This is a genomic window from Mycolicibacterium sp. XJ662, assembly GCF_053484035.1.
Window position 1 is genome coordinate 83801 of sequence record NZ_JBEFTL010000012.1, and the last position, 13201, is coordinate 97001.

Genomic DNA, 13201 nt, shown 5'->3' on the forward strand with positions numbered 1-13201 from the left:
CGCTAGGCGGTCTTACGCATCACCAGCAGGGACCGCGCCTGCAGTGCGATCTTTTCGCCGGCTCCGACCACCAGATCGCTGGCGCCGGTGGGATGTGCGGTGTCCAGCGCGGCGCTCCACTGGGCGGCGTAGTAGCCCGTCGGGGCGACGAAGTCCTGCGGTTGATCGTAGGCGTTGAAACACAGCAGAAACGAATCGTCGACCACACGTTGACCGCGCGCATCCGGCGTCGGGATGGCGTCGCCGTTGAGGAACACCGCGACGCACTTGCCGAGGCCGTGTTCCCAGTCCTCCAGCGTCATCTCCTCGCCCGCGGGGGTCAGCCACGCGATGTCGCGGACCTGATCGCCGGTGCGGATCGGCTTACCTTCGAAGAACCGCCGCCTGCGGAACACCGGGTGGTCGGTGCGCAACTGCACGACCTTGCGGGTGAACTCCAGCAGGTCGGCGTTCCTCTCGCACAGCGACCAGTCCATCCACGAGATCTCGGAGTCCTGGCAGTAGACGTTGTTGTTGCCGCCTTGGCTGCGGCCGATCTCGTCGCCGTGCGAGATCATCGGTGTGCCCTGCGACACCATCAGCGTGCCCATGATGTTGCGCATCTGCCGGGCCCGTAGCGCCAGGATGTCGGGGTCGTCGGTCGGGCCCTCCACACCGCAGTTCCACGACCGGTTGTGGCTCTCGCCGTCGCGGTTGTCCTCGCCGTTGGCCTCGTTGTGCTTCTCGTTGTAGGACACCAGATCGGCCAGCGTGAACCCGTCGTGGCAGGTGACGAAGTTGATGCTGGCGCTCGGGCGCCTGCCGGTCTCCTCGTAGAGGTCCGACGATCCGGTCAGCCGTGAGGCGAACTCACCCAGGGTTGCGGGCTCGCCCCGCCAGTAGTCACGCACAGTGTCGCGATACTTCCCGTTCCACTCGGTCCACAAACCTGGGAAGTTGCCGACCTGGTAGCCGCCCTCGCCGACGTCCCACGGTTCGGCGATCAGCTTGACCTGGCTGACCACCGGATCCTGTTGCACCAGGTCGAAAAACGCGCTCAGCCGGTCGACGTCGTAGAACTCCCGGGCCAGCGTGGCGGCGAGGTCGAAGCGGAAGCCGTCGACGTGCATCTCCAGCACCCAGTAGCGCAGCGAGTCCATGATCAGCTGCAGCGTGTGCGGGTTGCGGGCGTTGAGGCTGTTGCCGGTGCCGGTGAAGTCCTTGTAGAACCTCAGGTCGTCGTCATCGAGGCGGTAGTAGGCGGTGTTGTCGATGCCGCGGAAGTTCAGTGTAGGGCCCAGGTGGTTGCCTTCGGCCGTGTGGTTGTAGACCACGTCGAGGATGACCTCGATGCCGGCTTCGTGAAACGCGCGGACCATCGCCTTGAACTCGGCGACGGCGCCGCCGGCATGTTTGTTCGCCGCGTACTCGTAGTGCGGGGCGAAGAACCCGAACGTGTTGTAGCCCCAATAGTTTCGCAGACTCAGGTCGATCAGCCGGTGATCGTGGAGGAACTGGTGCACCGGCATCAGCTCGATCGCGGTGACGTTGAGCGACTTGAGGTGGTCGATGATGACCGGGTGCGCCAGGCCGGCGTAGGTGCCGCGCAGCTCCTCGGGAATGCCGGGATGGGTCTGGGTCATGCCCTTGACGTGCGCCTCGTAGATCACCGTCTCGTGGTACGGGGTGCGTGGTGCGCGGTCCGACGCCCAGTCGAAGTAGGGGTTGATCACCACGCTGGTCATGGTGTGGCCCAGTGAGTCGACCTGCGGAGGCACGCCGCCGGACGCGGGATCCTCGGCGTCGAGGTCATACGAGTACAGCGCCTGCGAGAAGGTGAAGTTGCCGTGAAAGGACTTGCCGTACGGGTCCAGCAGCAGCTTGCTCGGATCGCAGCGGTGCCCGGCCGCGGGGTCCCACGGCCCGTGCACGCGATAGCCGTAGCGCTGCCCCGGCGCGACGGTGGGCAGGTAGCAGTGCCACACATAGCCGTCGACTTCGTCGAGTGCGATGCGCTGTTCGGTGCCGTCCCTGGCGATCAGACACAGTTCGACCTTCTCGGCCACTTCGGAGAACAGCGAGAAGTTCGTGCCGCCACCGTCGTAGGTGGCGCCCAACGGGTAGGGCGCACCGGGCCATACGGTCGATACCGGTGCGCGTCCAGAGGTCATCAATCAACCCACCAGCCGGTGGCGGCGGCCATCTGGCGACCGAGTTCGGCCGTCATCGTGCGCATGTAAGTGCTGGAGATGTGGTGCGCGTCGTGGTAGACGAGCACGTTGCCTTCCACCACGCGGCAGATGTCCTTGCGGCACACCGCGTCGCTCATGTCCAGCGGGCGCAGGTTCGGGAACCGGGCGAGGTAATTGCGTGTGGGGTTGCGCGACGACAGCACGTCGGATCGTTTGATCCCGCACGACGTGGCGTCGCCGCCGTTGGCGATGCAGTCGGCGGCCAGGTACGGCTTGTTGTTGCGCACCAGCCACGGGGTGTCGCGCATGGCCAGTACGGGAATGCCGTTGTCGGCGAACGCCTGCCAGATGCCGAGATAGAAGCTGGGCATCACGTCGCCGGGTTTGATGTTCCACGGCCGGGTGGAGGTGGTGAACACGAAGTCGGGGCGGTCCTCGATGAGCTGGGGCAGCACCCGCTCGTTCCATTCGCGGCACTTCGGGTACGGCCGGTTGTTGCCCATCACCCGCGGCATCTTCTGGGTGCTCAGCGGGCAACCCATCTTCAGGTAGGTGACGACCTTGAAATGGTGCAGCCGGCCGAGCAGGTCCAGCGAGGTGATCCAGTGCTCGGCGTGCGAACCGCCGGCCAGCGCGATCGTGCGGGTGGCGTCCTTGTCGCCGTAGGTGCAGTTGATGATGTCGACATCGTCGAAGGTGCTGATGCAGCCATCGGTGGTGGTCTGCGGGATGTCGTTCTTGGCCTCCAGCACCGTCGGGCGCATCGGCAGCTTGGGCACCCGCACCTTCTCGGTTAACGCGCGGGCACCGGGATAGTCGCGCGATGACAGACCGGCCAGCTCCTTGCCGCTCGCGCGTTCGACGATGATGTGCTCCCGCCACGTGAACGACGTCGCCGTCAACGCCACCCCCAGCAGCGCGACCGTCGAGCCCAGCACCATCGTCGGTCGACGCAGCCGGATCCGCAGCGGCACAATGGGCGTCGTCGCCGCCTGGGCCCGGTACCGCAGCGGGTTCTCCACGTACTTGGTGGTCAGCCACGCCAGCACACACGAGACCAGCAGCACGCCCGCGCCGTCGAGGAATCCGGCGCTGCTGCGCCCGGTGTAGGCCAGCCAGAAGATCAGCAGCGGCCAGTGCCATAGGTACAGCGAGTACGCCATCGATCCGAGCGAGACGAACGGCGCCGACGCCAGCAACCGGTTGGGCGCGGGCATCCGCCCGCCGGTGTGCGGATCGGCGGCCCGGTTGGCCGCCGACAGGATGAGCAGCACCGTCGCACCCACCGGCACCAGCGCCCACGGCCCGGGGAACTCGTTGACCCCATCGATCAGCGCGCCGCAGGACAGGATCGCGGTCAACGCCACCACCGCGACCGTCGTGCGCAACCACATCGGCCAGCGCACGTAGGGCACCAACGCGCCGACCAGCGCACCGAGTAACAACTCCCACGCCCGCGCGAAGCTGTTGTAGTAGGCCGCCGATTGATCGGCGTTGTGGGCGAAGATCGCGTAGACAAACGAGGCGACCGTCAGCGCGGTCAGCAGCGCGACGAACACGGTCCGCATGTGCTTGCCCAGCACCCCGCGGAACAGGTACGCGAACCCGAAGATCAGGATCAGAAACGCGATGTAGAACTGGCCCTGCACCGACATCGACCAGATGTGCTGCAGCGGGCTGACGGCTTCACCGGCGCGCAGGTAGTCCGCCGCGGAGGTGGCTAACTCCCAGTTCTGGTAGTAGCCGAGGCTGGCCAGGCTCTGGGAGGCGAAGGCTTCCCAACGGGTTTCGGGCTGGATGAGGATCGTCAGCACCGCCGACGCCGCCAGCACCACCACCATCGCGGGCAGCAACCGCCGCACCAGCCGGGTCACCTCCGGCACCGGCGACAGCGACGCCCCGGGTTTCATCGCCGCGCGCAGCAGCTTTCCGCCGAAGAAGAACCCCGACAGCGCAAGAAAGACGTCCACGCCGCCGGAGACCCGCCCGAACCACACGTGAAAGACCGCGACCAGAAGGATCGCGATGCCACGCAGACCGTCGAGGTCGTGCCGGTAGAACCCCGATGCGCGCGCACTGGTGTACGCCGAATTGGCGCGCGGGGACTGTCCCGGTCCGGTGGCAGACGCCGGCCGGGGAGGGGCGAGGGTCATCATGGTTGACCGATAATCTACCTAAGGTGCCGAAAATGACGCCTGCCGAGATCATCGCGGTCGACGCCGCGCACGTCTGGCATCCGTATAGCAAAATCGGCGCGGGCGCACCGGCTCCCGTCGTCGCCGTCGCCGCGCGCGGCGCCTGGCTCACGCTGCACCACCGCGGGCGCGACGTCGAAGTGCTCGACGCGATGGCGTCGTGGTGGACCGCCGTGCACGGCCACGGCCACCCCGCGCTGGACTCCGCGATCACCGATCAGCTGGCCATCATGAACCACGTCATGTTCGGCGGGCTCACCCACGAACCCGCCGCGCGCCTAGCAGAACTGCTGGTCGAGCTGACCCCTGACGGGCTGGACACCGTGTTCTTCAGCGACTCCGGTTCGGTGTCGGTGGAGGTGGCGACCAAGATGGCGCTGCAGTACTGGCGCAGCACGGGCCGCCCGGCCAAGCACCGGCTGATGACCTGGCGTGGCGGATATCACGGCGACACGTTCACGCCGATGAGCGTGTGCGACCCGGACGGCGGCATGCACGAGCTGTGGACCGATGTGCTCACCCCGCAGGTGTTCGCACCGCAGGTGCCGTCCGACTACGACCCCGCCTACAGCGAGGTGTTCGAGAAGCAACTGGCCGGGCACGCCGATGAGCTGGCGGCCGTCATCGTCGAACCCGTGGTCCAGGGCGCGGGCGGCATGCGATTCCACGACCCGCGCTATCTGAGCGACCTTCGCGAGATGTGCCGTCGCCACGACGTGTTGTTGATCTTCGACGAGATCGCCACCGGCTTCGGCCGCACCGGCGAACTGTTCGCCGCCGACCACGCCGGCGTCACCCCCGACATCATGTGCGTCGGCAAGGCGCTGACGGGCGGTTACATCACGCTGGCGGCGACGCTGTGCACCCGCGAAGTGGCGCAGACGATCAGCGGCTCCGAACCCGGCGCGCTGATGCACGGCCCGACGTTCATGGCCAACGCGCTGGCGTGCGCGGTCGGGGTGGCGTCGGTGGAACTGCTGCTCGACGGCGACTGGCAGGCGCGGGTGGCCGCCATCGCAGACGGCCTGCGCGCGGGCCTGGCGCCCGCCGCGACGCTGCCCGGCGTCGCCGACGTCCGGGTGCTGGGCGCGATCGGCGTGATCGAGATGGCCGACTCCGTGGATCTGGCGGTGGCCACGCCCGTCGCGATCGAGCACGGCGTGTGGCTGCGCCCGTTCCGCAACCTCATCTACGTGATGCCGCCCTACATCTGCACACCCGAGGAGATCGCGCAGATCTGCTCGGCGATGATCGCCGTCGCACGTGCACTAACCTGAACGGTGTTCAACTGTTCCCGGGAGGTGCCATGACGCGCGCAGGTCTATCCCCGCTGGCGTGGCTCGACGACGTCGAGCAGCAGCGCCGCGAGGCCGGGCTGCGGCGGTCGCTGCGCACGCGCGCAGCCGTCGGCACCGAACTGGACCTGGCGTCCAACGACTACCTCGGCTTGTCCCAGCACCCCGACGTGATCGACGGCGGGGTGGCCGCGCTGCGCACCTGGGGCGCCGGATCCACCGGCTCGCGGCTGGTCACCGGCAACACCGAACTACACGAAGGCTTCGAGCAGACGCTCGCCGATTTCGTCGGCGCCGAATCGGCCCTGGTGTTCTCCTCGGGCTACACCGCCAACATCGGCGCGGTGGTCTCGCTGTCCGGGGCCGGATCGCTGGTGGTGTCCGACGCCCTAACGCACGCCTCGCTGGTCGACGCCTGCCGGTTGTCGCGGGCCAGGGTGGCGGTGACCCCGCACCGTGACGTCGCCGCGGTGGAGGCGGCGCTGGCCGGCCGCGACGAGGAGCGCGCGGTGGTGGTCACCGACTCGGTGTTCTCCGCCGACGGCGTGCTGGCGCCGCTGCGGGCGCTGCACGACGTCTGCCGCCGGCACGGGGCGCTGCTGATCGTCGACGAGGCGCACGGGCTGGGGGTGCGCGGCACCGGCGGACGCGGGCTGCTGCACGAGGTCGGGTTGTCCGGTGCGCCCGACATCGTGATGACGACGACGCTGTCGAAGGCGCTCGGCAGCCAAGGTGGCGTCGTGCTGGGACCCGCCGCGGTGCGCGACCATCTCATCGACGCGGCGCGGCCGTTCATCTTCGACACCGGCCTGGCGCCCGCGGCGGTCGGGGCGGCGTGGGCGGCGCTGAACGTGTTGATCGCCGAGCCGTGGCGCGCCGACGACGTGCTGGCCCACGCGCAAACGCTGGCGTCGGCGTGCGGCGTGCCGACGCGACCCGACTCGGCGGTGGTTTCGGTGGTCCTGGGTGAGCCGGAAGTGGCGTTGGCCGCCGCGGTCGCATGTCTGGATCGCGGCGTGCGGGTCGGTTGTTTCCGCCCGCCGACGGTGCCCGCCGGCACCTCGCGGCTGCGGCTGACCGCTCGGGCGTCGCTCACCGACGGCGAGATGGCGCTGGCGCGTGAGGTTTTGGCCGACGTGCTCGCACAAGCCCGCCGGTGAGCACGCTCGTCATCACCGGGACCGACACCGGCGTCGGTAAGACGGTGGCGACCGCGGCGCTGGCGTGTTCAGCGCGGTTGGCCGGTATCGACGTGGCGGTGTGCAAACCCGTGCAGACCGGAAGCCCCCGCGACGACGACCTCGCCGACGTAGGCCGGCTGTCCGGGGTGACCGCGCTGCACGGCGGGTGGCGCTATCCCGAACCGTTGGCGCCGCGCGCGGCCGCGCAGCGGGCGGCCATGGCGTTGCCCACCCGCGCGGAACTGGTGTCCTCGGTGCGCGGTGTCGGTGCGCAGCTGGTGCTCGTCGAAGGGGCAGGCGGCCTGCTCGTCGAGCTGGGCGACGACGGCGTCACGCTGCGCGACGTCGCGGCGGATCTCGGCGCGCCGGTGCTCGTCGTCGTCGCTGCCGGGCTCGGCACCCTCAACCACACCGCGTTGACGCTGGAAGCCCTTGCTGTCCAAGGTGTTTCGTGTGCTGGTCTGGTGATCGGGGCGTGGCCGCGGAATCCCGGTACCGCCGAGGAGGGCAACCGTGAGGCGCTGGCGGGGCTGGCGCCGCTGCGTGGTGTGCTGCCCTCGGGCGCGGGGACGATGAGCGCTTCGCAGTTCGAGGCCATGAGCGCGAACGCTTTCGACGCCGACTGGGTCAAAAGCCTGGGGTAGCCATGGTGCATTCCGTTGAGGTGGTGTTCGACCCTGATACCGAGGCGACGATCCGCAGCGTCTGGGATCAACTGCGCGACGCCGGCATTCCCAGCCAGGCGCCGGCGAGCAGACCACACGCGACGCTGGTCGTCGCCGAGCGCATCGATCCTGAGGTCGACGCCCTGTTGGCGCCGGTGGCCGCGCGGCTGCCGATCCCGGTGCGGATCGGCGCACCGTTGCTGTTCGGACGAGCGAAGCTGATCCTGACCCGTCTGCTCGTTCCCACCGTCGGGCTGCTCGAGATGCACGCCGAGGTGCACCAACTGGCGCTATCGCATGTGCACCCGGGACCGATGGCCAATTCGCTTCCTGGGCAGTGGACCCCGCATACGACGTTGGCGCGGCGGGTCGTGCCCGCCCAGATGGGTCGCGCCGTGCGGATCGCGGGGAAACCCGCGGAGATCGAGGGCGCCATCGTCGGGCTGCGCCGCTGGGTCGGCGAGACCAAGCGCGAATTCGCGATCTGAGGAGTCGGCGTCCTGCGATCGCAGGAGCCGACATTCATCGGCCCAATCAATCGATCAGCGGAGTGAATTCCTGTCCGTATCTCGGCACGCTGGGCGGCAGCCGAAGAACCAGCAATCCCAATTCGGGCAGGAGAAACCATGAATTCACGACATTCGACGGAGCGATCCGCGCGCTGGGCCCTCACAGCGGTGGTCGCAGCCGCGGCCATGGGCGCGGTGCAGTTCATCTCGACGGCGATCGCCGCCGCCGACGACAGCACCGATCCGGGTTCGGACACGTCCGCCTCGAGCGACTTCGACATGACGCCCATCGATCCACCGTCCGCGACGTTCACCCCGTCTCAGCAGTCGGCAGGCGACCTCACCGGTGGCTCCGGCGGCCTCGTCGGCGCGCCGCACGGACCGATTAGCGTCGGGAAGGCTCCGTTTAAGTTCCCCGAGCCGGACGTCGTCGTGTGGTACCAGGGCCCCGGTGCAGATTCTGGTCCTGGCGTGGCACCCAACCTTGGCGAGTTTTATGAGGTGCTTCCAGACGACGCGGGATGGTGAGCGACCGGGCCCAACGTGAGCTTATGCGCGAGTTTTCGGCTGATCCTCGAACACGAGCTCACGCTCGGCGGCGATGCCGTTGAGCAGCAGGCGCAACCCGAACGCAAAACGGGCGTCGGCGTCGTCGGTCAGCACCGACTGTTCGTCGGGCAGCTCGGCGCCCGCGGCGTCCCACTGCAACCGCGACTGTTCGTCGACGGTGAAGCCCAGCACGTAGTAGACGACCGTGCGAGCGGCCAGCTCGGCGTGCGTGGTGTCAAGGCCGGCGTCGGCCGCCGCGGCGCCAAGCGACGCCAGAACCTGTTTCATCGCCTTCGACTGACCCGCGGCGAAACTGGCCGACACCAACTCCGCGCCGTCGGTATGCGACAGCAGGGCGTTCCGCAGCCGGGTGCACACGTCGACGACGTCCACGGCAGCGGGCACCCCGTCGAGGATCCGGTCCGCGACGGCGCCGAGTAGCTCCTGTTTGTTGGCGAAATGCCAGTACAGCGCGCCGGGGGAGACCTCGAGCTCACGGGCCAGCCGGCGCATCGTCAGGTCGGCGAGCCCGTAGTTGTCCAGCAGGGCGGCCGCGGCCGCCACCACGTCGCGTTTGGTCAGCTGCACGCCCGTACCCTAACCTGAACAGCGTTCAATTGTCGGTTCGCCGACGTGTTCAAGACGAGAGGACAACGGGTGACCGACATTCTGGCAGTGGCCCGCTTGCAGGTACTCGAGCGCGGCGAAGGCCTCGACCAGGACCAGACGCTGCAGGTGCTGCAGCTTCCCGACGACCGACTCGATGACCTGCTAGCCCTGGCCCACGACGTGCGGATGCGCTGGTGCGGACCCGACGTCGAGGTCGAGGGCATCATCAGCCTCAAGACCGGCGGCTGCCCGGAGGACTGCCACTTCTGTTCGCAGTCAGGGCTTTTTGCCTCGCCGGTGCGTAGCGCGTGGCTGGATGTGCCGAGCCTGGTGGAGGCCGCCAAGCAGACCGCCAAGACCGGTGCGACGGAGTTCTGCATCGTCGCCGCGGTGCGCGGCCCCGACGAGCGGCTGCTGGCCCAGGTGGCGGCGGGCATCGAGGCGATCCGCAACGAGGTCGACATCCAGATCGCCTGCTCGCTGGGCATGCTCACCAAGGACCAGGTCGATCAGCTCGCCGAGATGGGCGTGCACCGCTACAACCACAACCTCGAGACCGCCCGGTCGCACTTTCCCAACGTCGTCACCACCCATACCTGGGAAGAGCGATGGGACACACTGCAGATGGTGCACGACGCCGGCATGGAGGTGTGCTGCGGCGGCATCCTCGGCATGGGCGAAACCCTCGAGCAGCGAGCCGAATTCGCCGCCAACCTCGCCCAACTCGACCCACACGAGGTGCCGCTGAACTTCCTCAACCCACGGCCGGGGACCCCGTTCGGTGACCTGGAGGTGCTGCCCGCGTCGGAGGCGCTCAAAGCCGTCGCGGCATTCCGGCTCGCGCTGCCGCGCACCATGCTGCGCTTCGCCGGAGGCCGCGAGATCACGCTGGGCGATCTGGGCGCCAAGAAGGGCATTCTCGGCGGCATCAACGCCGTCATCGTCGGTAATTACCTGACCACGTTGGGCCGCCCGGCCGAGTCCGACCTGGAACTGCTCGACGATCTGCAGATGCCGATCAAGGCGCTCAACGCCACCCTGTAAGACTTCTTGGATGGCGTTCAACGTCTACACCGGCGAACCCGACGGCACCCCGGTGCCGACCGCGGCCCAACTCGGGCTGGAACCGCCCCGGTACTGCGCCGAGTGCGGACGCCGGATGATCGTTCAGGTGCGTCCCGACGGCTGGTCGGCCAAATGCTCCCGGCACGGCGTCACCGATTCCAAGGATTTGGAGCTGCGATGAACGACGGCGATGAGCGCTCGCGCGAAGAGCGGAACCAGGTTGGTGCGCCCCGTATTTCACGTCGTCGCGCGGCGGTGATCATCGTCGCCGGGCTGACGCTGGCCGGTGTGGCGGTCGGGGCGCTGTGGGCCTGGCTGGCGCCGGCGATCCACGGCGTCATCGCGCTCACCAAAGACGGGGACCGCATCCGGGCCTACCTCGGCAACGAAGGCGACCACTTCTTCACGGCGGCGTTTCTGCTCCTCGGCATGACCAGCGTCGTCGCGGTGGTGGCCGCAGTGCTGGTCTGGCAGTGGCGCGCGCACCGCGGTCCGACGTTGGTAGCGGCGCTTTCCATCGGTTGCGCGGCCGCGGCTGCCGTCGCCGCGGTTGTGGGCGCCGTGCTGGTGCGCATGCGCTACGGGATCATCGACGTCGCGGCGGCACCGCTCTCACCCGACAACCGCGTCCACTACGTCGTCGAGGCGCCGCCGGTGTTCTTCGGGCATACGCCGCTGCTGATCGCTGTGACGCTGATGTTTCCGGCGGCCACCGCGGCGTTGGTGTACTCACTGATCGCCGTCGCGACCCCGCGCGACGACCTGGGGGCGTGGCCGCCGGTCGACGAAGCGCCGGTCGGGCCTGCGCTCACAGCGGGCGGCGCTCCACCGTCCGCCCCGTGATCACCTTGGCGGCGATCTTCACCAACCGCGCCATCCCCACGTAGGTGATCGGGTTCAGCAGCGTCGGCCACTTGGTCCGCACCAGATGCTCGTTTACCGGCCTGCCGTCGAAGCGATCGATCAGCCAGCGCAACGCCATCGGCGCCGACATCGGGTGCAGCAGCATGTGCTCGCTGAACATGTCGCGGTGGTAGGTCACCGACGCCCCACCGGAGATGTACATCTCGGTGAGCTCGTCGATGTCGCCGACGGACACGATCCGGTCGTGCACCGCCTGCACCACCAACACCGGGGGTGTGGGCACCGCGGTGCCGAGCTTGATGCTGTCGAAGACGTGCTTGACCTCGGGCATGTCGAGGATCGCCTCGAGCGGCATGTCGACCAGCTTGTCCATGTCCATGCCGATCAACCGCAACACCGCGTGTGCAGTGGTCATGTTCTGCACCCGCAGCAGCATCGCCTTGCCCTCGTCGGTGGCGTGCTCCTGGATGACCCGGTCGAGGTCGGGATAGACGTGCGAGAGCGCCGCGACCACCATCGCGGGCAGCCCCGAGTACAGGCTGCCGTTGAGCCTGCGGAAGGCGTGGCCGAGATCGGCGACCGGCGAGCCCAACACGGCGCCGACGATGTTGAGCTCGGGGGCGTACTGGGCGTGCATCTCGGCCGCCCACGCCGACGCCAGACCGCCGCCTGAGTACCCCCACAGCCCGATCGGCGCGGTCGGGGCCAGGCCCAGCCGTTCGCAGTTCACCGCGGCACGCAGGCCGTCGAGGATGCGGTAGCCCGGCTCGAACGGGGTGCCCCAGATGCCGCGCGAGCCCTCGTGGTCGGGCACCGAAACCGCCCAGCCCTCGGCCAGCGCGGCGGCGATCAGGAAGAACTCGACCTGCGCGAGCGCACCCGGCGCCACGGCCCCGCGGCGCAGCGCATACGACGGAAAGCAGCGCGATGTCACCGCATCGATCGCGCACTGGTACGACAACACCGGGACCACCGCCCCGTCCGCGCGCTCAGCAGGCACTATCACGGTGGTGACGGTCGCCTCCGGGTTTCCGTTCATGTCGGTGGTGCGGTAGAGCACCTGGGTGGCGGTGAACTTCTGCGGGATCAGGCCGAAAAACGCCAATTCGACGTCGCGGCTGCGCAGCACAGTGCCCGGCGTCGCATGCTGGAAACCAGCGGGTGGTTCATAGAACGGGTCGTCGACTGGCAGTTTCGGGCGGCTACCACCGCGGACCAGGTCCTCGTGCGGTACGCGGCCGATCCACTCGGCACCGGTTGCCGGTGCGGCGCTGCCCAGATCCATTCGGTCCTTTCTACCTTAAGAAAGCTTTAAGAAGCTAGCCGGGTCAACCTGGTGGCCGAAGCGCGGCGAACTCGTCGGTTACCCGGTAGCGCGCGTCCGCGAACCTGTACAGCGCCGCGGGCCGCCCGCCGCTGCGACCCGACCGGGCGGTGGTCCCGGTGCGGGTGATGACCTTGCGTCGCTCCAGCACACGTTGCAGGTTCGTCGCGTCGACCTGGTGTCCGAGCGCCGCGTGGTAGATGTCCCGCAACGTGGACAACGCGAATTCCGTTGGCGCCAGCGCGAAGCCGATGTTGGTGTAGGACAATTTGGCGACCAGCCGGGCGCGGGCGTGCTCGACCATGGGCCCGTGGTCGAACGCCATCTGCGGCAGCGCGCTCACCGGGTGCCAGCGGGTGTCGGGTGGCAGTTCGGGGGTCGCGGGGGAGGGCACCAGGCCCAGGAACGTCGACGCGATGGTGCGCACGCCGGGCACCCGATGGGGATCGGAGAACACCGCCAGCTGCTCGAGGTGAGCAAGTTCACGAAGATCGACTTTTTCGGCCAGTTGGCGGCGAACAGAGCTGGTCAGATCCTCGTCCACGCCCAGCCGGCCACCCGGCAACGACCACTTGCCGCGCTCCGGAGCCAGCGCCCGCTGCCATAACAGCACGTGAAGTCCCGGTTTCTCGGCTTCGTCCTGCGGGTGCACACCCCGAACCTGGAACACGACGGCGAGCACTTCATGTGCGGTGTTACCATATTGCATGTTTTCGATTGTAAGTCGAAAACCCCGATACGGGATGGAGGAGACACCGTGACGGTTCTCGACCG

13 protein-coding genes are annotated in these 13201 nt (G+C 68.3%); 8 read left to right on the forward strand and 5 right to left on the reverse strand.

What is annotated here, in order from left to right; all coding sequences use genetic code 11:
• Positions 1-2: 2 nt before the first annotated feature.
• Positions 3-2150, reverse strand: coding sequence for a glycogen debranching protein GlgX (gene glgX, locus ABQE93_RS23895; protein ID WP_448410943.1), 2148 nt, complete (start codon positions 2148-2150; stop codon positions 3-5).
• Complete coding sequence (locus ABQE93_RS23900; protein ID WP_448410942.1) at positions 2150-4327, reverse strand: acetyltransferase SucT; 2178 nt, start codon at positions 4325-4327, stop codon at positions 2150-2152. Before ABQE93_RS23900 ends, glgX begins: the two co-directional genes overlap by 1 nt.
• Positions 4328-4350: 23 nt before the next feature.
• On the opposite strand from ABQE93_RS23900, the gene ABQE93_RS23905 reads away from it, so the two are divergent.
• The 5 genes from ABQE93_RS23905 to ABQE93_RS23925 all read left to right on the forward strand — a co-directional run bounded on the left by ABQE93_RS23905 (position 4351) and on the right by ABQE93_RS23925 (position 8544).
• Complete coding sequence (locus ABQE93_RS23905; RefSeq protein WP_448410941.1) at positions 4351-5643, forward strand: adenosylmethionine--8-amino-7-oxononanoate transaminase; 1293 nt, start codon at positions 4351-4353, stop codon at positions 5641-5643.
• Between the two features lie 29 nt (positions 5644-5672).
• On the forward strand, positions 5673-6821 hold the full coding sequence (locus ABQE93_RS23910) for an 8-amino-7-oxononanoate synthase (protein WP_448410940.1): 1149 nt from the start codon (positions 5673-5675) through the stop codon (positions 6819-6821).
• Positions 6818-7486: a dethiobiotin synthase gene (bioD, locus tag ABQE93_RS23915; RefSeq protein WP_448410939.1), complete on the forward strand. Its 669-nt coding sequence runs from the start codon at positions 6818-6820 to the stop codon at positions 7484-7486. Before ABQE93_RS23910 ends, bioD begins: the two co-directional genes overlap by 4 nt.
• 2 nt (positions 7487-7488) lie before the next feature.
• Positions 7489-7995, forward strand: a complete 507-nt coding sequence (locus ABQE93_RS23920) for a 2'-5' RNA ligase family protein (RefSeq protein WP_448410938.1) — start codon at positions 7489-7491, stop codon at positions 7993-7995.
• A 138-nt stretch (positions 7996-8133) separates the two neighbouring features.
• Positions 8134-8544, forward strand: coding sequence for a hypothetical protein (locus ABQE93_RS23925; protein WP_448410937.1), 411 nt, complete (start codon positions 8134-8136; stop codon positions 8542-8544).
• 21 nt (positions 8545-8565) lie between these two features.
• Here ABQE93_RS23925 and ABQE93_RS23930 read toward each other — a convergent pair whose 3' ends face one another.
• On the reverse strand, positions 8566-9153 hold the full coding sequence (locus ABQE93_RS23930; protein ID WP_448410936.1) for a TetR/AcrR family transcriptional regulator: 588 nt from the start codon (positions 9151-9153) through the stop codon (positions 8566-8568).
• 69 nt (positions 9154-9222) lie between these two features.
• Here ABQE93_RS23930 and bioB point away from each other — a divergent pair, with 69 nt between their 5' ends.
• From bioB to ABQE93_RS23945, 3 genes are read left to right on the forward strand one after another with little or no spacing between them, the layout of a single operon-like run.
• The gene (bioB, locus tag ABQE93_RS23935; protein ID WP_448410935.1) at positions 9223-10218 is read left to right on the forward strand and encodes a biotin synthase BioB; all 996 of its coding nucleotides are present in this window, start codon (positions 9223-9225) and stop codon (positions 10216-10218) included.
• 10 nt (positions 10219-10228) lie between these two features.
• Complete coding sequence (gene bsaP, locus ABQE93_RS23940; RefSeq protein WP_448410934.1) at positions 10229-10420, forward strand: biotin synthase auxiliary protein BsaP; 192 nt, start codon at positions 10229-10231, stop codon at positions 10418-10420.
• Positions 10417-11082 carry a DUF2567 domain-containing protein gene (locus ABQE93_RS23945; RefSeq protein ID WP_448410933.1) on the forward strand — a complete coding sequence of 222 codons (666 nt, stop codon included), beginning with the start codon at positions 10417-10419 and terminating at the stop codon, positions 11080-11082. The genes bsaP and ABQE93_RS23945 overlap by 4 nt, the downstream gene beginning before the upstream one ends.
• On the opposite strand, the gene ABQE93_RS23950 is transcribed toward ABQE93_RS23945, so the two are convergent.
• The gene (locus tag ABQE93_RS23950; RefSeq protein WP_448410932.1) at positions 11048-12388 is read right to left on the reverse strand and encodes a lipase family protein; all 1341 of its coding nucleotides are present in this window, start codon (positions 12386-12388) and stop codon (positions 11048-11050) included. The two genes, ABQE93_RS23945 and ABQE93_RS23950, sit on opposite strands and share 35 nt — an antisense overlap.
• A gap of 43 nt (positions 12389-12431) precedes the next feature.
• Entirely contained in the window at positions 12432-13136 is a 705-nt protein-coding gene (locus ABQE93_RS23955; protein WP_448410931.1) for an NUDIX hydrolase, read from the reverse strand.
• Positions 13137-13201: the final 65 nt, after the last annotated feature.